This is a genomic window from Prevotella sp. khp1 (genome assembly GCF_900102205.1).
Taxonomy (GTDB): Bacteria; Bacteroidota; Bacteroidia; order Bacteroidales; family Bacteroidaceae; genus Prevotella; species Prevotella ruminicola.
This window is the reverse complement of sequence record NZ_FNJZ01000002.1, coordinates 174,779-195,041: the sequence shown is the minus strand read 5'-3', so window position 1 is coordinate 195,041 and position 20,263 is coordinate 174,779. Positions and strand designations below refer to the sequence as shown.

Below are 20,263 nucleotides of genomic sequence, written 5' to 3'. Positions count from 1 at the left end.
CTTAAAAAAATAGTAACTTTGCAGCCGAAATGAAACAGATATTGCTTATTAACGATGTTGTGGGCTATGGAAAGGTTGGCATGGGAGCCATGCTGCCTATCCTCTCTTACTTAGGCATCCCTACGTATAGCTTGCCTACTGCCCTTGTGTCTAATACACTCGACTACGGAAAGTTTAATATCCAGGATACCACCGATTACATCCGTGGTACTCTGCCTGTGTGGAAAGAACTTGGCTTTGGTTTTGATGCCATCTGTACAGGACTGATGTTCAGCGATGAGCAGGCTAAACTGGTGGCTGGCTACTGCAAAGAGCAGGGCGAACAAGGCACAACGGTATTCGTTGACCCGATTCTGGGTGATGGTGGACGATTGTATAATGGCATGACGGAACGTCAGGTGGAGCTGATGCGCGAGATGGTATCGGTTGCGCATCTCTGTTTTCCTAACTATACCGAGGCTTGCTACCTGACCAATACACCAATCAAAATGGAAGGTATTAGCTGGGAAGAGGCTGGCGATTTGTTGGACGAGTTGCGCAAGATAGGCACCAAGTCGGCTCTGATAACAAGCTGTAAGGTAGACGGACGCAATGCGGTGGTGGGCTATAATCACTACGATGATAGCTACTTCCACCTAGAGTATCACGAGATTCCTGGTTTGTTCCATGGTACTGGCGATATCTTCTCGGCTGTATTGATTGGTCATCTGCTGAATGGCGAGAGCTTGAAGACAAGTACTCGTACAGCGATGGATACTGTATTCCGAATGATTGAGCGTTACAAGGATACCGATGATAAAAATCGTGGTATTCCAGTAGAGAAATGTCTCGATCTCTTATGATCATCCATCCTCTTCATACTAACATTCCCAAACCAGAACGGTTCACTTGGCCTTTCTGCTATGAACCTCATCCGCTGTGTTTATTGGCATGCGACGAGGTGAAGCAGGAGATTGAAAGTATAGGTCCGAAAGAGGGTAAGATGTTTGGGGTCCTGGTTGTGGAAGTTAATGGCGGCTTAGGTTTCCTAGCTGCTTATTCTGGATTGTTAGAAGGGCGGAACGACTGGCCCTATTTTGTGCCGCCGGTTTTTGATGCCCAGCAGCCTGATGGCTATTTTAAGCAGAAAGAGCGCGAGATATCTGCACTTAACCAACACCCATCATCTGAAACTCAAAACCTGCACAAAGAGATGTCGCAGAATTTACAACTGTGGCTATTCCAACAATACAGAATATTAAATGCCCATGGCGAAATTAAAGATCTGGTGGAGATATGGCGCGACTATCACCAGAACCCCAAAATACAAAAGAAATTTCCCTTACCACCAGGTGGCACAGGTGATTGCTGTGCACCAAAACTGTTGCAGTATGCTTATCTGCAACATTTAAAACCTGTATGCATGGCAGAATTCTGGTGGGGACCTTCGCCTAAAAGCGAAGTGCGATACCATGGTGAGTTTTATCCTGCCTGCAGAGGTAAGTGTAAGCCTGTGCTGACTTGGATGTTGCAAGGTTTGGAAGTGGATCCCGATCCGGAAACCTCAGGCTTTTTGCATCAAGGCATCGAAATCGTCTATGAGGACGAGGCGATTGCGGCTGTTTATAAGCCATCAGGTATGCTGAGTGTACCAGGTAAGACTGATGATTACTCGGTCGCTACATGGGCTAAGGATCGATGGGCTGCATCTATGTTGCCTCATCGTTTGGATTTGATGACTTCCGGTATTATGCTGGTAGCCAAAACACCCGAGGCTTATCACCATTTGCAGAATCAGTTTGCGGCTCGTACTATCAAGAAGAAATACTTAGCAGTTGTCGAGGGCGAAATACAACAACCTCATGGTGTAATCGATCTGCCATTGAGTAGCGATCCGATGAATCGCCCTTGTCAGATAGTTGACTATGAGCACGGCAAACGTGCCATTACCGAATATCGTGTATTAGACCGTCAGCAATCCCCTACCACTCATCGTCCAGTAACCCTTCTTGCCCTTTATCCTCATACGGGGCGTACGCATCAATTGAGGATGCACTGTGCGCATCAAGACGGGTTAGGGTGTCCGATTTTGGGTGATGAACTCTATGGTCATAAGTCAGATCGACTTTATCTTCAGGCCGAGTCGATAGCTTTTGAACATCCAACTACTGGCAAGCGTTTGCATCTTTTTTGCCCGCAAGACAAAAAAATATGGCCAATTTGATGGATGTTTGCAGATAATTAGCTATTTTTGCAGGCAAATAAAAACAATAATTGTATGAAAGCTATTAAATATTTATGTTTGTGCATGCTAAGTTTCTTTACACTTGGTGTGTATGCTCAGGCTGATAGTCGTGTGGGCAATATTACTGGTATCCTATATCAGCTGACGTTTAATGTGCCAGAGAATCCTCAGGCAAAGGTAACAGGTAAGGCTACAATTACCTTCGATACCAGAACCAAGCAGGATGTGGTACTCGATTTTCAGGGAACACCAGGTAATGTGTTGGTATATAAAGGAAACAAAGGTAAAGGTAAGCAGGCCAGTGTAAAGATTCAGAATAATCAGATTATTATTCCAGGAAAACTGTTTAAGGCAGGTACAAATAAGGTTTCACTCGACTTTACTAGTCAGGACAAAGCTTTTGTTCGTAGTGGTAGCGTGCTGTATACTCAGGTGCAGGCCGACGAAGGCCGTGCCCTCTTCCCCTGTTTCGATGTAGAGGGTTTGCGTGCTCAGTATCAGACTACCATCAATGCCCCTGCTGGTTGGAAAGCTATTACTGTGGATATATCTGAGAAGATGGCACCATCGCACTACGCTTTTGCAGTTGGTAAATTCAACGAGAAATCGTCTACAGTAGATGGTCGTACTTTGCGTGTGTTCTACACAGAAACCGATCCTGCCAAGGTGGCCCAGATAGATGATGTGTTTAAAGAGGTTACTAAGGCCATGAAGTGGATGGAGGGTTACACTGGTATAGCTAACCCTTATGATAAAGAAGGTGTGGTTTATATCCTGCCCAGTTTCCAGTTGGGCGGTTTGGAGCGTCGTGGCGCTGTAGCCCTGAGCGAGAAGACCATTTTCTTAGGCAAGAAGCCTTCGAAGGAGGATTTGATGAAACGTACCGAATTGATTGCCCACGAAACGGCTCATATATGGTTCGGTAATATCACTGCTATCGACGAGCCTTGGGCTAAGGAGGTGCTGGCCAACTTTATGGCATCAAAGATTACCAGCAGTCAGTATAAGAAGAATGAGTTTGAGATAAACTTCATGAATACCTATATGCGTAATGCGATGAATCTGGATAGAACCGAAGTCTCTCATCCCATTGCAGGTGAGTATGGTGATCCGCATGACCCCGTATGGATGTACGACCATATTAACTATTGCAAAGCACCAGTAATGATGCGTATGCTTGAAGATGAGATGGGAGCCGAGGCCATGCAGAAAGGTCTGCAACAGTGCATTAAGGATCACTATCTGGGTCATATCAGTTGGAATCAGATTGTTGAAACACTCGACAAGCAGGCTCCTGGTGCTGGTGTACGTCAGTTCTGTGATGTATGGGTAAATCAGAAAGGTATGCCAATTATCACAACCTCTTTTAAGAATGGTGATGTGATTGTATCGCAGACCGATCCTTATGGACGTGGATTGTGCTGGCGCCAGAAGTTTGAGCTGAAGGTGATCAGCAATTTAGGACAGTCGCAGACTATCAAGGTTGATATGCAGCAGCCAACCATGACCTTCAAGCAGAAGAGTGGTGCAGCTCCTGGCTATATTATTCCAAACCAGGATGGTCGCGGTTATGGTCGCTTTACACTCGATGATAACTATGTGAAGATTCTGCCCATGCGTCTCATCACAACACGTAATGACTTGCACCGCTATACCTTGCTGAATCTGATTCACGATAATTACCTGCAGGGTAAGTTGGCGCCATCGCACTTTGGCGAACTGTTCCGTTTCTTGGGGCGTGAGAAGAATCCGATGATTATGGAAACAGCCATCGACCAGATGCATAAGATTGCTTCAGACTTGACCATGCAGCAGCGTTATACACTCGAATTGGTAATTATGGATCTGCTGGGTGAGAATAAAACCAAGGAGTGCCGCCAGTTGGTATGGCGTAAGTTGGGTACCAGTGCTATCTCGCCTGAGGTACTGAATAAGTTGCAGACCATTCTGGATCGCCATAACGAGAGCGTTTTGGATGAGCACGACTATATGGAGATAGCCTATCGTCTGGCCATCACCCGTCCTGACCGTCGTCAGCAGATTCTGGAAAAGGAGCGCGCTCGCCTCACTACCGATGAATTGCGACAGGAGTTCGATTTCGTAAGTCGTGCTACTGATCCTATTGCCAGCAATCGTGTAGAGGTTTTCAAGAGCTTGCTGAAGCCTGAGAACCGTCAGAACGAGGCGTGGGTACTGAATACCCTGCGTTTGTTGAACTCGGATGTGTATGAGCCACAGAGCAATGTTTACATTGTTGAGGGCTTGAAGGCACTGCCTGAGATACAGAAGACTAACAGTTTGGCTTTTCCAAGTCGCTGGACCAGAACGTTGATTTCTTCGCATAAGAGCGCTGAGGCTAAGACCGAGGTACAGAAGTTCTTGAATAGCTCGGCTGGCTTCCCTGCTAATCTGAAGAACTACGTATATGAGTCGGCCTGGGTGCTGATGAATCAGATTCCATACGTGGATAAGACAGTAAAGGCAGCGCCTGCTTCGGCTAAGAAGACTGCCACCAAGAAAAGAAAGTAATAATCTAAAGAGCCTCTCCTAATTGTATGGAGGGGCTTTTAATTTAAGTTTTAGGTAAATATATTTGTGATTTCAAATTAAAAATAGTACCTTTGCACGCAAATTAAAATATTATAAAATAAGTAAGGTATGATACGCTTCTTTCAGACCCCACAGAAATCGGTGATCGCCACGGAGGTTGATCACGTACTGAGTGAACAGGAAATCAAGGAATTAAACTGGCTTTATGGTGATGCCACGCTATTAGATGCAGAGCAGCTGGAGGGCTACTATGTTGGCCCACGCCGCGAGATGGTAACACCATGGAGTACAAATGCCGTTGAGATTACACAGAATATGGGCCTCAGCGGCATTTCTCGTATAGAGGAATATTTTGCCGTAGACTCAAAGGATGCTGAGCACGACGAGATGTTGCAGCGTATGTATAATGGCCTGAATCAGGACATTTTTACCATCAACATCAAGCCAGAGCCAATTAAGTATGTGGATAATTTGGAGGAATATAACGAGCAGGAAGGTCTGGCTCTTAGTCCAGAGGAGATTGAATATCTGCACGGACTGGAGAAGAAGAACGGACGTCCATTGACCGATTCAGAGATCTTCGGTTTTGCCCAGATCAACTCTGAGCACTGCCGTCATAAGATCTTTGGCGGAACCTTTATCATTGACGGTAAGGAGATGGAGTCAAGCCTCTTTGCAATGATTAAGAAGACTACACAGGAGAATCCTAACAAGATTCTTTCGGCTTATAAGGATAATGTAGCTTTTGCGCAGGGTCCTGTGGTTGAGCAGTTCGCTCCAAAGGATCAGAGTACTAGCGACTACTTCCAGGTAAAAGATATCGAGAGTGTTATCTCTCTGAAGGCTGAGACACACAACTTCCCCACAACCGTAGAGCCATTCAATGGTGCTGCTACAGGTACTGGTGGTGAAATCCGCGACCGTATGGGTGGTGGTGTTGGTTCATGGCCTATCGCTGGTACAGCTGTTTATATGACCGCTTATCCACGTTTGACCGACGATGACAAGCTGACTCGCGACTGGGAGGATATTCTTCCCGTTCGTCAGTGGTTGTATCAGACACCAGAGCAGATTTTGATTAAGGCGTCGAATGGTGCTTCTGACTTCGGAAATAAGTTCGGTCAGCCACTGATCTGCGGTTCTGTACTCACCTTCGAGCACCAGGAGCCAAACGATACCAAGTATGCTTACGATAAGGTTATCATGCTGGCTGGTGGTGTTGGTTATGGTACTAAGCGTGACTGCCTGAAGAAAGAGCCTCAGAAGGGTAATAAGGTGGTAGTAGTAGGTGGTGATAACTACCGTATCGGTCTTGGTGGTGGCTCTGTATCATCAGTTGATACTGGTCGCTACAGCAATGGTATCGAGTTGAACGCTGTTCAGCGCGCTAACCCTGAGATGCAGAAGCGCGCCTATAACCTGGTTCGTGCTCTCTGTGAGGAGGATGTGAACCCCGTTGTTTCAATTCACGACCATGGTTCAGCCGGTCACCTCAACTGTCTCTCTGAGCTTGTTGAGGAGTGCGGTGGTGAGATTGATATGACTAAACTGCCTATTGGCGACAAGACTCTGAGTTCTAAGGAGATCATTGCTAACGAGAGTCAGGAGCGTATGGGACTGCTCATCGACGAGAAGCATATCGAACATGTACGTAAGATTGCTGAGCGCGAGCGTGCTCCACTGTATGTAGTAGGTGAAACTACTGGCGATGCTCACTTCTCGTTCAAGCAGGGCGATGGTGTGAAACCATTCGATTTGGATGTGGCTCAGATGTTCGGTCACTCACCAAAGACTATTATGAAGGATAATACTGTAGAACGCCACTATGCTGACGTAACCTACAGTCAGGATAAGATTAACGAGTACCTCGACCGCGTGCTCCAGCTTGAGGCTGTGGCTTGTAAAGACTGGTTGACTAACAAGGTCGACCGTTCGGTTACAGGTAAGATTGCACGTCAGCAGTGTCAGGGTGAGATTCAGTTGCCTCTGAGCGACTGTGGTGTTGTAGCCCTCGACTATCGTGGTGTTAAGGGTATCGCCACAGCGCTTGGTCATGCACCTCAGGCTGGTCTGGCTGATCCTGCTGCTGGTTCTGTACTCTCTGTTGCTGAGGCACTGACCAACATCGTTTGGGCTCCTCTGGCTGAGGGAATGGATTCGCTGAGCCTCTCTGCTAACTGGATGTGGCCTTGCCGCTCTCAGGAGGGTGAGGATGCTCGCTTGTATGCTGGTGTTAAAGCTCTGAGCGATTTCTGCTGCGACCTGCACATCAACGTACCAACAGGTAAGGACTCGCTGTCACTCTCTCAGCAGTATCCTAATGGCGAGAAGATTATCTCTCCAGGAACAGTGATTGTATCAGCTGGTGGTGAGGTTTCTGACATTAAGAAAGTTGTATCGCCTGTATTGGTTAACGATAAGAATGCGTCACTCTATCATATCGACTTCTCGTTCGACGAGCAGCGCCTTGGTGGTTCGGCCTTTGCCCAGAGCTTAGGTAAGGTAGGCGACGATGTTCCTACTGTTAAGAATGCCGAGTATTTTGCCGATGCCTTCATGGCCGTTCAGGAGATGATTAATCGTGGTTGGATTATGGCTGGTCACGATATCTCAGCCGGTGGTTTGATTACCACTCTGCTCGAGATGTGCTTTGCCAATACTAAGGGTGGTATGCATATCAACCTGCACGAGATTTGTGCCGATGGCGATGTTGTTAAGACTCTCTTCGCTGAGAACCCAGGTGTAGTTATCGAGGTAAGCGATGACTACAAGCAGGAGTTCAAGGACTTCATGGAGGAGCAGGGCGTTGGCTATGCTAAGATTGGTTATCCTGTTGAGGATGCCCGCACTATTGTTGTGAAGGCTGGTGATGCAGAGCAGACATTCGACATCGATGCTCTCCGTGATACATGGTATAAGACTTCTTATTTGCTCGATCGCAAGCAGAGCTTCAATGGCAAGGCTGCTGAGCGCTTCGCTAACTATAAGAAGCAGCCTATCGAGATGCAGTTTAATAAGGACTTCACTGGTAAGTTGGCTCAGTATGGAATCTCAGCCGATCGCCGTCAGGCTTCTGGCATCAAGGCTGCCATCATCCGTGAGAAGGGAACCAACGGTGAACGTGAGATGGCTTACTGCTTGTATCTGGCTGGTTTTGATGTAAAGGATGTGATGATGACCGACCTGATTTCTGGTCGCGAGACACTCGAGGACATCAATATGATTGTATTCTGTGGTGGATTCTCTAACTCCGACGTACTTGGTTCGGCTAAGGGTTGGGCTGGTGCCTTCCTCTTCAATCCTAAGGCTAAGGAGGCTCTCGATAAGTTCTATGCTCGCGAGAATACTCTGTCGCTGGGTATCTGTAACGGTTGTCAGTTGATGGTAGAACTCGGTCTCACAGGTGCTAAGGGTGCTAAGATGCTGCACAACGACTCTCATAAGTTCGAGAGTGAGTTCATCAGCCTGAGCATTCCTCAGAACAACAGCGTGATGTTTGGCTCACTGAGTGGCAACAAACTTGGTCTTTGGGTAGCTCATGGCGAGGGTAAGTTCTCACTGCCAGAGGCTGAGAGCGCTTACAATGTGATTGCTAAGTACAACTATGCTGGCTATCCCGCTAATCCTAACGGATCCGACTATAATGTAGCTGGTATCTGCTCAGCCGATGGTCGTCATCTCTGCATGATGCCTCACTTAGAGCGAGCCGTATTCCCATGGCAGAACGCCTGGTATCCTGCCGATCGTCGTCAGGACGAGGTTACTCCATGGATTGAGGCCTTCGTCAATGCACGTAAATGGGTGGAGGCTCACAAGTAATGAATATATATTGGGATTCTTTTAAGACCTTCTTTCACATTGGCATATTCACCCTTGGCGGTGGATATGCCATGATACCTTTGATAGAGGAAGAAGTTGTGAACAAGAAGAAGTGGGTAGCCAAGGACGAGATGCTCGATTTGATAGCTATCGCCCAGAGTTGCCCTGGCGTGTTTGCCATCAACATCGCAACCTTTATTGGTTATAAGCTGCGCAAAACACGTGGTGCCATCTGTACCACGCTTGGAACGGCTTTGCCTTCGTTCCTGATTATTCTGGCGATAGCCATGTTCTTCAGCCAGTTTAAGGATAATAAGGTGGTGGCAGCAATGTTCCGTGGCATCCGTCCGGCAGTGGTGGCTCTGATAGCTGTACCTACATTTAATTTGGGTAAACGTGCCAAACTCAACTGGTACACCATCTGGATTCCCATCGCCTGCGCCCTGGCTATCTGGGCTTTAGGTGTTTCACCTATTTATATTATTATGATAGCTGCTGTTGGAGGTTATATCTACGGCAGAATAAATAAGACATCGTGTAATTCGTGAAATTCGTGCTTGAAATATGATTTTCGTTAGTTTATTTATCACATTTTTCGAGATAGGTCTTTTTGGCTTTGGTGGAGGTTATGGTATGCTTTCACTCATTCAGCACGAAACGGTCGAGGCACATCATTGGCTCTCAACATCAGAATTCACCGATATTGTTGCCATCTCTCAGATGACACCTGGTCCTATTGGTATCAACTCGGCCACTTATTGTGGTTATACTGCCATTCATAATGCGGGTTATGGTCATCTGGTTTCTATTTTGGGTTCTGCCACAGCTACCTTTGCTTTGGTGTTGCCATCGCTTATCCTGATGATACTTATCAGTAAGATGTTTATGAAGTATATGAACACATCGCTGGTACAGTCGATTTTTACAGGTTTGCGCCCTGCTGTTGTGGGTCTGTTGGCAGCTGCCACCCTGTTGCTTTGCAACACCGAGAACTTCTCTACACCTATCGAGAATCCTTGGCAGTTTGGTATCAGTTGCGCCCTTTTTGTGGCTACCGCTTTTGGTACAGGTTATCTTAAAATCAATCCCATCCGCATGATCTGCTATGCTGCATTTGCGGGGTTATTGTTGCTGTACTAATAATTTTTTTGATATTTTGGGATGCTTTTCGCAAAGATTTATTATCTTTGCACGCGGAATAATTGGAAACCGATGGAAGAAAAGGCGCCAATGACAATGAAGGATATCGCACGGGAGTTTGGTATTTCCGTGGCTACCGTGTCGCGTGCACTCAAGGATTCACCCCGTATCAGCGAAGAGCGTCGCAGGGCTATCCAGCAGTTTGCACGCGAGCATAACTTCTATCCTAATGCCATTGGCGAGGCTCTTCGCCATAGTCGTGTTATGCCCCAACGTGTTATTGGTGTAATAGTACCAGAGTTCACGCATTATTATTTCTCGTCCATCCTTACAGGTATCGAGGAGGCTGCTGCTGCCCGTGGCTATCGTATCATGGTGGCGCTTAGTGGCGAACAGTACGAGCGTGAGGCACAGATATGTGATAACTTCCATCGCTTTAAGGTGTGCGGTGTTATTGTGTCGCAAGCCAAGGATACCAAGAACTACGATCACTATCAGAAGTTGATTGATGCAGGTGTGCCCATCGTGTTTTACGATAGAATATGCACGGGTGTAAATGCCAGTCGTGTGGTTGTTGATGACTATATGGGTGCCATGAACGCCGTTAATTACCTGATAGAGTCGGGCTGCAAACGTATTGCTTTCTATGGCGGTCCGCTTCAGCTCGAGATATCCAAGAACCGTTTTAATGGTTATAAGGATGCCTTGTTGAGTCATGGTATGCAGATTGATGAGAGTATTGTGCAGGTGTGCGATAATCGTGCCGAAGCCGAGGAACTTACACCTAAACTGATGGCGATGGATAATCCGCCGGATGGTTATTTTGCAGTGAATGACGATACGGCTATCGGTGTGCTCTATACCGTTAAGCATGCAGGCTTCAAAGTGCCAGAGGAAGTGCAGATATGTGGCTTTACTAACGGACAGCGTGCTGTGGCCTGCGACCCGATGCTGACTACCGTTGAGCAGCGTGGTCATCGTGTAGGCGAGGAGGCTGCTACCATTCTGATGGATAAGGTCGAAGGTTTGTCGCCACTCGATAAGGTAGAGAAACACGTGGTTAAAACCCGTCTCGTTGTACGAGGAACAACCAAATAATTGAGAACTAAGAATTAAGAGATATGAAACAAAAACCTGATTTGTCTTTTTGGAAATTGTGGAATCTGAGTTTCGGATTCTTTGGCGTGCAGATTGCTTATGCTCTGCAGAGTGCTAATATTTCACGTATCTTCCGCACGTTAGGTGCCGATCCTCACTCTCTGAGTTTCTTCTGGATATTACCCCCGTTGATGGGTATTCTGGTGCAGCCTATCGTGGGTACGCTGAGCGATAGAACTTGGACCCGTTTCGGTCGTCGTATACCTTATCTGTTTATTGGCGCCTTGACTGCTGTAGCAGTAATGTGTCTGTTGCCAAATGCTGGTTCGCTAGGTCTTAGCATCTCCATGGTAATGATCTTCGGTTTGCTCATGCTGATGTTGCTCGATACCAGTATTAATATGGCCATGCAGCCATTTAAGATGATGGTGGGCGACATGGTAAACGAAGAGCAAAAGGGTAAAGCTTACTCTATCCAGTCGTTCCTGTGTAATGCGGGTAGTGTAGTGGGGTTCCTGTTCCCGTTCATATTTGCCTGGATTGGCCTGAAGAATGTGGCTCCCGAAGGCGTTGTACCCGATACGGTTATCTGGTCGTTCTATATTGGTGCTGCCATTCTTATTCTCTGCGTTATCTATACTACGCTCAAAGTCAAGGAGTGGACGCCTGAGGAGTATGCCGAATACAATCCTGTATCTAACGAGAAAGAAGATTCGGGCAACTGGTTCGTATTGCTTAAGAATGCCCCTTCGGCATTCTGGCGTATCGGCTTGGTGCAGTTCTTCAGTTGGGCTGCTTTCCTTTATATGTGGACATATGTGGTTGATGCAGTGTCGATTACGGTTTGGGATACTGCAGATTCTGCCAGCGAAGCTTATCAGGTGGCTGGTAACTGGACGGGTGTGCTCTATGCCATTCAGGCTATGAGCTCGGTAGCTTGGGCAGCCCTTATTCCACGCTTCAAGAGTATCAAATTGGCTTATGCTGTCAGCATGGCGCTGGGAGGTTTAGGCTTTGCACTTATTCCATTCTGTCCTGGTCAGTACCTGCAGATTGTACCATTCCTGTTTATCGGATGTGCTTGGGCTGCCCAGCTGGCATGTCCGTTCACACTGGTTACTAATGCCTTGCAGGGCTATGGTCACATGGGTGCTTATCTTGGACTCTTCAACGGAACCATTTGTGTGCCTCAGATTGTAGCAGCCTTGTTGGGTGGCTCTATCCTCACACTTGTTGGTAGCAACCAGGCCTATATGATGATTGTATCAGGTATCCTGTTGTTTGCCGGAGCCTGTGCCGTGTTCAATATCAAGACTAAAAAGTGAATCGATTAACTACGATTATACTTTCTTGTATGTTGTCGCTTACCATGTTGGCCAGCGGCAACATATTAACTGAGCGGTATAATCTGTCGTATATCAACCTCGAGAACGGCTTGCCGCATAACAATGTCAGTTCGCTTTATACCGATTCTAATGGTTTTTTGTGGATAGCAACATATGGTGGCGGATTAGTGCGTTACGACGGCTATGGTATGATGTCGCCGATGCTTGGTCTGAAGAGCCTGTCGTGTAAGTCGATAGCCGAGGACCGTTTTAAACGCCTGTGGGTTACCTTCGACGAAGGTACGAATGTCATCGACCTGCGTACGATGCTTACTGTCGTTCCCAAATCGCCTAATGCCGATTTGGTGTCGCTGCTTTCTCAGTCAGGTGTAAAATCCTACTGCGATGCTCTTGGACGTATCTGGCTTATTACCGACAAACGCGTTAATCTGATTACTTTTGCCGAGGATGGTAGTGTAAATCATGTCGCCTCGTATCAGTATCGCGGTAACACCCCTGAGATCTGCATCTGTGATGTTGAAGGAAATGGCAAACCTTGGGTAGGTATCGATTACGGTATCTATCGTATGGTAGAGAAGGATGGCAAACTGGTAAGAGAAGAGATATCTACCTTGCTCCATCCCTTGTATGGTCTTTATATTACCGATATCCTGAAGCGTGGTAATACTGTTTGGCTCACCACTAACCATGGTCTTTTCCGCTACGATCCATATCTGCAGCGTTTGGATCAGACGCCCATCCAGCATCTCTCGCACGAGTTTTTGTCGAGTCTCGCCCTGATGCCAGATAATACACTGTTGGTGGGTTCGCTATGCGGTGTGAACATCTACGACGAAAAGTCGGGCACTTTTACGGCTTGGACACAGGCCAGTACACCGCCATTAAAGAACGATTTTGTTCATTGTCTGTTGGTAAACGATGGTCTGATATACGTAGGTACCGAGGCAGGTGGCGTTATCCGATTGGTTCCCAGGCAGCTGCTGCTGCAGAATAGTGTGCATTCGCAGGATCCCAGTTCATTATCACCCAATCCGGTTAATGCGATGTTTGCTGCCCCTGATGGTACGCTGTGGGTGGGTACTGTTGAAGGTGGATTGAACCATAGAATCAAGGGCGAGCGTAACTTTATTCACTATACTAAGACCAACTCGGCCTTGCCACATAATAGTGTATCAACATTAACTGCCGATGCTTACGGTCGGTTATGGATTGGTACTTGGGGTGGGGGCGTTTGTTGGATTGATATGAAGAATCCTCAAACCATTGTCCGTCTTGAGCTTCCTGCCGAACAGGCCCGGTTAACCAATTATATCGGCGCCATGGCTTACGATGCCATTAACGGCGGCATGTGGATTGGTAGTAATGATGGTTTGTTTTTCTATAGTTTTAAAAACAAACAGTTGATAGAACCATTCGAAGAGTGCCAGTTGGTGCGAGGTTGTATAGGCTCGATCGTAACGCGCGATGGTCACTTGTGGATGGGGTGCATGCAAGGTGTTGTGATCGTCGATTTGAAATCAGAGAAGAATGGACAGTTTGCAACTCGCAATATCCGCCATCTTTTGGCCGATCCTACATCCAAAATCGTTGATAAGATTTCTTCGTTCTGCGAAACCAGCGATGGTACTCTGTGGTTGGGTAGTAACGGATACGGACTCTATAAACGCGTATTGGATGAGAATGGTGATGAGCGCTTTGAAGTGCTGACACAAGAAAATGGTCTGGTATATAATGGCGTGAAAGGTATTGTTGAGGATCGTAATGGCCGCTTGTGGATTACCACCCAGAATGGTTTGTCGGTTTATGATCCAAAACTGCAGGCATTTACCAACTACTCGCAGTACGATGGTCTTATCAGTCCACATTTCTATTGGAACTCGGCAGTGAAGGATGCTGCTGGCAATATTTGTCTGGGTAGTGAAGCTGGTTTGATTGAGATGTTGGATGACAATTCTGATACGCATTACCACGGGCATCTTACGTTTACACATCTGATGGTGGATAATCAGGAAGCTATCGCAGGTAGCGATTATCTTTCAGAGGATATCTCGGTGGCTAACACTATTTGGTTGAAAGAGGGCCATCGCTCCTTCTCTATCGACTTCTCTGCGCTCGACTATGGCTATGAGATGCAGGGCGTGTATAGCTACCGTATGAAGGGGCTCGATAATGATTGGGAAGTATTGAAACCTGGTCAGCATTCTGTACGATATAGTGCTCTGCCTGCAGGTAATTATACTTTCGAAGTAAAATACAAGTCCGTACAGATGGCTGGCGAGGGTGACACTATCTCGATAGAGGTGGTGGTGAAACCCTACTTCTGGCGTAGCTGGTGGTTCCGTTTGCTGTTAGGCATTCTGTTTGTGGTTCTCATGGTTTACCTATATAATAGATGGGCTACTATTGTCAAGCGTCGCGAGGCCGAGCAACTCATTACACCAATCCGTAAGGTGCTGGAAGAATCCGACGACCCACGCCAGTTGCAGTCACGTATTCAGAATATCTTAGATAATCAGGAGCGCTACAAACAAAGTGTAACAAAGAGCGTTGAGGCTGATAAGGAAGAGCAGCTGAAGAGTACACGCCCCTTTATGGAACGTGTGATGGAAATCATGGAAACGCACTATATGGACTCTGAATTTGGTGTGCAGGAGTTTTGTGACGCTTTGGGTATGAGCCGTAGTGTAGCCAGTAAGCATCTCAATGCCGAGGCTGGACTGCCTGTTGGACAGTTCATCCGCAATTACCGCTTGAATATGGCTAAGGAGATGTTATCGTCTAAAACCACTAACCGTAATATTACTGAGATAGCCTATGCAGTAGGCTTTAATGATCCTAAATATTTTACTCGTTGCTTCACAAAGATGTATGGTGTCAACCCCAGTTCTTGGTCTTGATTTAGCTCAAGGATAGGTCTTGATATATCTCAAGAAGTGGAAAATGTGCGTGCAGGAGGACAAAAAACGTTTTGTCCACCTTATTAATCGTTTTGTCCACCATCGCATTATTATATATCAGTATCTTTGCGCCAGATTATTTCAAATTTTAACTAATTCAAATTAAAACTTAAAACAATTAGCAATGAGAAAACATGTATTATTCTCTGCGATGCTTGCGTTAGGTATGCTGGGCGGCCTGTCGGCTTATCCGGTGCCTGCCATGGCATTAGTGGCACAGCAAACTATTAAGGTTAGCGGCCAGGTTGTAGACCAAGAGGGAGAACCACTCATTGGTGCTACAGTGAAGTTGAAGGGGGCACAGAATGGTGTCATTACCGACTTCGACGGAAAGTTTACCATCGATGCACCTGCCAATGGTACACTCGTGGTGAGCTATGTTGGTTACAAAGATCGCGAAATAGCTGTACGCGGACGCGCGATTATTGAAACTATTGAAATGGAAAGCGACGCCATGATGCTCGACCAGGTTGTTGTGGTAGGTTATGGTGTACAGAAGAAAGCCGACCTTACAGGTTCTGTATCTATTGTGAATGCCGACGAGTTGAAGCGCGTTTCACATTCTAACATTTCTTCTATGCTCGAGGGTAAGGTAGCTGGTGTGCAGATTACCTCTGATGGTCAGCCTGGTGCCGACCCAACGGTACGTATCCGTGGTATCGGTAGCTTTGGTAGCACAGCACCTCTTTATGTTATCGATGGTGTGCCCGTAGGTACCAGTATTCGTGATTTCTCTCCAAACGATATCGAGACCATTCAGGTACTCAAGGATGCTTCTGCTGGTGCTATCTATGGTAGCCGTGCTGCAAACGGTGTGGTAATTATCACCACCAAGGGCGGAAAGAAGGAGCAGCCACTGAAGGTAGATTATAAGGGCTATTTCGGTGTGGATAAGATCCAGACAGGTGTTTACGATCTGACCAATGCCGAACAGTATAGTCGTTATCTGGGTATTGCTGCCGAGAATGCTGGTATTCCTGTTCCCGGTGGATATAGCTTGGGTTCTGATGGTTACTATCATTTCCGCGATAATACCGATACCGATTGGTTGGCCGAGGCCTTCAAGACAGGTATCCGTCAGAACCACAGCGTGAACCTGAGTGGTGGTGGTATTAATAATACCTATAATATAAGTCTTGATTACTATAATCAGAAGGGTACCCTCGAGGGTGCTGGTCCAAACTTCGAGCGTTATACTGCTCGTGTTAACAACACGATGGATACAAAGTTCGTGAAGTTCCGTACCAGTCTGGTTTATTCTCACTCCGATCAGGACAACCTGGCAGTATCTAATGCCAATGAGTATGTACAGGGTTTGTATGGTAATCTGGGTAACGTGCTGGGTGGTGTGCTTAACATGCAGCCCACCATTAAGGCTTACGACGCTTCAACATGGGTACTCGACGATGTGGTAGGCTCTGCCAGTGGCTACAAGTACGATGCTTATGGCTATGGTGTTTACTATGATACCGTACATGGCGATATCTCGGCTATGAACCCACTGCTGGTAAATAAGATGCTTACACGTAATACCATCGTCGATCGTTTTGTAGGTACCGCTTCTGCCGATGTCGATCTGCTGTCGATGGTAGGTATTAAGAGCAAGAATCATCAGCTCACTTATAAGATCAACCTGTCATATAGCACCACATCTTGTAATGATAAAACCTGGATTCCTGCATGGATTCAGAGTAACCGTGTATATCTGGCTAAGGAGAACGAGCGCCTTACCAAGGCTCATCGTAAGTACACTGATGCACTGATTGAGAATACACTTACTTACGATGGTACCATTGGTCTGCATCACGCTAACATCGTTGTAGGTCAGACCTATCAGGAGGAGAACACCCAGACACAGTCGGCTACTGGTGTTAACTTGTCGCAGCCTTACTTCCTGCAGCTGCAGAATGCCAGCTCTTGGAGTGCCGAAAGCTATGAGTACAAGCACACTTTGGCTTCTTACCTGGCTCGTTTGAACTACGACTTCGATGGCAAGTACCTCATTTCGGGTATCGTACGTCGCGATGGTAGCTCTCGTTTGTCAAAGGATATCCGCTGGGATACTTTCACATCTGTATCTCTTGGTTGGCGTTTCGATAAGGAGAAGTTCTTCCCCATCAATCGCGACATCGTGAATATGTTCAAGCTCCGTGCCAGCTATGGTGAGCTGGGTTACGAGGCTGCTGTAGGCGACTATGCCATCGAGGCAACTATGGCTCGTAACAACATGACCTATAGCTTCGGTAATCAGCCTGTTACTGGTTCGGCTGTTTCTACTTTCGTAAACGAGAACCTGACATGGGAGAAGAGAAAGACTATGAACGTAGGTCTTGATCTGGCTTTCTTCAATAACCGCATCGAGTTTACTGCCGAGTGGTATAAGAATAAGTCAGAGGATCTGCTTTATAACGTGCCTGTTCCTGCCAATGCAGGTGTGGCTAACACTTCAGTAACCATGAATGCCGCTTCGATGGAGAACAGCGGATTCGAGTTCTCACTCACCTATCGTAACCGCGACCACGCTCTGAAGCACGAAATCAGTGCTAACCTGAGCACCTTGAAGAATAAGGTTACATCGCTTGGTTTCGGTACAGAGAAGTATATCACTGGTTCTTATATCACCGAGGTTGGTCAGGAAGTTGGTAAGTTCTATGGTTGGGATTACCAGGGTATTATCCGTACCCAGGAGCAGCTCGATCAGCTGAACGCACTTGCACAGGCTCAAGGTCTGGAAGAGTATCAGCCAGGTGCCCATGTAGGTGATTGCTACTATCGCGATGTAAATGGCGACGGTCAGATTAATGCCGACGACCAGACAGTTCTGGGTAGCGGTCTGCCAAAGGTTAACTTTGGTCTGAGTGCACACCTCGAGTACAAGATTTTCGATTTGAGTATCTCAACTTACGGTGCCCTTGGTTACCATGTAACCGATTATCTCTATAACACCCTGAATTCAAGCTACGGCTACGGTAATAAGAGTGTTGATATTCTTGCTGCTAACCAGTGGGACGGTGGTACCTACGTATCAAACATCCCCCGTACTTACCTCTCTAACAGTGCAACCTTGGCTTGGAACGACCTGTTCAGCTGCCGCCAGATTCAGAATGCCGCTTACTGGAAGATTGCTAACGTAGAGCTTGGCTGCAACCTGCCTAACAAGTGGTTCGCCAACTACGTAACTGGTGTACGAGTATATGTTTCGGCTCAGAACCTCTTCACCTTCACAGGTTATAAGGGTTACAATGTCGATTATGCCGGTGGTACCTTCACTCCTGGATTCAACTACTGTTCGTACCCAACTGCCAGAAGCTTTATGGCTGGTTTGAATTTCACTTTCTAAGATGAGCATTGATATAATAATTGATAAATTGAAGTATATGAAACTACATAAAATTTCATTGGCTGTACTGGTAGGTCTTGGCACTCTCGCTTCGTGCGATAGCAAGTTGGATGTATCGAACCCTAACCAGCAAACCACAGCCACATTCGGCAACGATGTCGAATCATTAGAGGAGAATGTGATTGCTGCCTACAACCACATCCGTATGGAGGGCACCTATGCCCGTGTGGGCTATACACTCGACGTTTGTCGTGGTGATGAAGTTTGGAACTCATCGCAGGTATGGTATATGCCTTTCGATGACCTGAATGCACCTTTCACCGACGAGATTGGTCAGTGGTCATGGCGTGACTGGTATTACACCATCAACGTATGTAACTACACTATTACTCGTTGTGGCGAGGATAACTCAGTTCTTTCTGAGACTATGAAGCGCATCAAGGGACAGATGCTGTTCCTGCGCGGTCTGGCTTACTATAACCTGACTGGTTACTATCAGAACCCTATTCTGATTACCGATTATAATACCTATTCTACACTCGATGGTCTTTATGGTACTAACAGCACCTACGATGAGGCTTGGGATCAGGTAGAGAAGGACTTTGCCGAGGCTATGACCCTGCTGCCCAGTCGCGATGCAGGCAGTCAGTGGGCGCTGGGCCGTGCTACCAACGGTGCTGCTGCCGGCTATTATGCCCGTGCACTGATGATGCGTCATAAGTACAGCGAGGCTCTTGCCGTACTGAAGGATATCATTGGCGGAAAGTATGGTCACTATGAGTTGATGAAGAACTATGGCGATAACTTCCGCGAGGGCTCTGCTTATGAGAACAATGCTGAGAGCCTGTTCGAGATTCAGTATCTGGATTACGGCTCACAGGGTACCGACGACGAGTGGACACCTGTAAACACCAGTCCTAACGCTACTCAGGGTCATGCCGTTGAGAGTAACTTTGGTCCTGGTGACATGGGTGGATGGGCCGACCTTTCTGCCTCTCCATGGCTCTATCAGCTCTTTAAGTCTGAGAAGACCACCAGTGGTTCGCTCGATCCACGCCTGTATTGGACCATCGGTACTTACGAGCCCGAGTGGGATGGCTTTGAGTATGGTAACGTTTGCTATACCGTGCCTATGACAGCCGATGCCCCCGTGGTAACCAATAACAACAATGGTGGACTGCCTATTGCTAAGAATACCAACCTGCGTACTGGTCTTTACGATAAGGTGGTAACAGGTCTGCACTGCGGTATCAACCTGCGAATGATGCGTTACTCTGATGTACTGCTGCGTGCTGCTGAGTGCGAGAACGAGGTAAATGGTCCTACACAGCAGGCTATCGACTGGATTAACCAGGTTCGTAACCGTGCCGGTTTGGCCGATCTGAAGCTAGCTGATTTCTCTGGCAATGCCGATAAGCTGTTCGAGCAGATTGCTAACGTTGAGCGTCCTAAGGAGTTTGGTTGTGAGTTCGGTCGTGGTTTCGACCTCGTTCGCTGGGGCTTCTTCTACAGCGCCGATCGTCTGCAGCAGATTAAGGAGCATGGCACCTTCCGTCGTACCAACGACAAGACCCGTGTAAAAGAGCCTGTAAGCTATGCCGAGGTAGGTCTCGATCCTGAGCTCAAGAGTTCGTACGACAGTTGGATCCAGGGTCATGAGTTCTTCCCCATCTATCAGGGAACACTGAATGATAACCCCAACCTGGTTGGTAACTCAGCCAACAAGAGCGAGAGCAATGCCGATAAACTTTACGGCCCTGTTCATCCTGTGGTGAACCTCAAATAAAAG

At 47.1% G+C, this 20,263-nt stretch carries 11 protein-coding genes; all 11 read left to right on the top strand.

Features of this window, described 5'->3' with window-relative positions; all coding sequences use genetic code 11:
* Positions 1–29: 29 nt before the first annotated feature.
* The 11 genes from BLR73_RS06680 to BLR73_RS06630 all read left to right on the top strand — a co-directional run bounded on the left by BLR73_RS06680 (position 30) and on the right by BLR73_RS06630 (position 20,260).
* Positions 30–842 (top strand): bifunctional hydroxymethylpyrimidine kinase/phosphomethylpyrimidine kinase, encoded by an 813-nt coding sequence (locus tag BLR73_RS06680; RefSeq protein ID WP_013064698.1) that lies wholly within the window; start codon positions 30–32, stop codon positions 840–842.
* On the top strand, positions 839–2,203 hold the full coding sequence (locus BLR73_RS06675) for an RluA family pseudouridine synthase (protein ID WP_091860410.1): 1,365 nt from the start codon (positions 839–841) through the stop codon (positions 2,201–2,203). The genes BLR73_RS06680 and BLR73_RS06675 overlap by 4 nt, the downstream gene beginning before the upstream one ends.
* Positions 2,204–2,257: 54 nt before the next feature.
* Entirely contained in the window at positions 2,258–4,753 is a 2,496-nt protein-coding gene (locus BLR73_RS06670; RefSeq protein WP_091860408.1) for a M1 family aminopeptidase, read from the top strand.
* A gap of 129 nt (positions 4,754–4,882) precedes the next feature.
* Positions 4,883–8,593, top strand: a complete 3,711-nt coding sequence (gene purL, locus BLR73_RS06665; protein ID WP_033150337.1) for a phosphoribosylformylglycinamidine synthase — start codon at positions 4,883–4,885, stop codon at positions 8,591–8,593.
* The gene (locus tag BLR73_RS06660; RefSeq protein ID WP_091860405.1) at positions 8,593–9,141 is read left to right on the top strand and encodes a chromate transporter; all 549 of its coding nucleotides are present in this window, start codon (positions 8,593–8,595) and stop codon (positions 9,139–9,141) included. The genes purL and BLR73_RS06660 overlap by 1 nt, the downstream gene beginning before the upstream one ends.
* Before the next feature lie 16 nt (positions 9,142–9,157).
* Positions 9,158–9,733 (top strand): chromate transporter, encoded by a 576-nt coding sequence (locus tag BLR73_RS06655; RefSeq protein ID WP_013063661.1) that lies wholly within the window; start codon positions 9,158–9,160, stop codon positions 9,731–9,733.
* Between the two features lie 72 nt (positions 9,734–9,805).
* Positions 9,806–10,831, top strand: coding sequence for a LacI family DNA-binding transcriptional regulator (locus BLR73_RS06650; RefSeq protein WP_013065485.1), 1,026 nt, complete (start codon positions 9,806–9,808; stop codon positions 10,829–10,831).
* Positions 10,832–10,854: 23 nt separating this feature from the next.
* Positions 10,855–12,156 (top strand): MFS transporter, encoded by a 1,302-nt coding sequence (locus tag BLR73_RS06645; RefSeq protein ID WP_013064553.1) that lies wholly within the window; start codon positions 10,855–10,857, stop codon positions 12,154–12,156.
* Positions 12,153–15,074, top strand: coding sequence for a two-component regulator propeller domain-containing protein (locus BLR73_RS06640; RefSeq protein ID WP_091860402.1), 2,922 nt, complete (start codon positions 12,153–12,155; stop codon positions 15,072–15,074). Before BLR73_RS06645 ends, BLR73_RS06640 begins: the two co-directional genes overlap by 4 nt.
* Before the next feature lie 184 nt (positions 15,075–15,258).
* A complete protein-coding gene (locus tag BLR73_RS06635) occupies positions 15,259–18,474 on the top strand; it encodes a SusC/RagA family TonB-linked outer membrane protein (RefSeq protein WP_091860399.1) in 3,216 nt (1,071 codons plus the stop codon).
* A gap of 37 nt (positions 18,475–18,511) precedes the next feature.
* Entirely contained in the window at positions 18,512–20,260 is a 1,749-nt protein-coding gene (locus BLR73_RS06630; RefSeq protein ID WP_091861253.1) for a RagB/SusD family nutrient uptake outer membrane protein, read from the top strand.
* The last annotated feature ends 3 nt before the right edge of the window (positions 20,261–20,263 follow it).

Coding starts and splice junctions, on each gene's coding strand:
- BLR73_RS06680 (WP_013064698.1), top strand. CDS start 30: ATGAAACAGATATTGCTTATTAACGATGTTGTGGGCTATGGAAAGGTT.
- BLR73_RS06675 (WP_091860410.1), top strand. CDS start 839: ATGATCATCCATCCTCTTCATACTAACATTCCCAAACCAGAACGGTTC.
- BLR73_RS06670 (WP_091860408.1), top strand. CDS start 2,258: ATGAAAGCTATTAAATATTTATGTTTGTGCATGCTAAGTTTCTTTACA.
- purL (WP_033150337.1), top strand. CDS start 4,883: ATGATACGCTTCTTTCAGACCCCACAGAAATCGGTGATCGCCACGGAG.
- BLR73_RS06660 (WP_091860405.1), top strand. CDS start 8,593: ATGAATATATATTGGGATTCTTTTAAGACCTTCTTTCACATTGGCATA.
- BLR73_RS06655 (WP_013063661.1), top strand. CDS start 9,158: ATGATTTTCGTTAGTTTATTTATCACATTTTTCGAGATAGGTCTTTTT.
- BLR73_RS06650 (WP_013065485.1), top strand. CDS start 9,806: ATGGAAGAAAAGGCGCCAATGACAATGAAGGATATCGCACGGGAGTTT.
- BLR73_RS06645 (WP_013064553.1), top strand. CDS start 10,855: ATGAAACAAAAACCTGATTTGTCTTTTTGGAAATTGTGGAATCTGAGT.
- BLR73_RS06635 (WP_091860399.1), top strand. CDS start 15,259: ATGAGAAAACATGTATTATTCTCTGCGATGCTTGCGTTAGGTATGCTG.
- BLR73_RS06630 (WP_091861253.1), top strand. CDS start 18,512: ATGAAACTACATAAAATTTCATTGGCTGTACTGGTAGGTCTTGGCACT.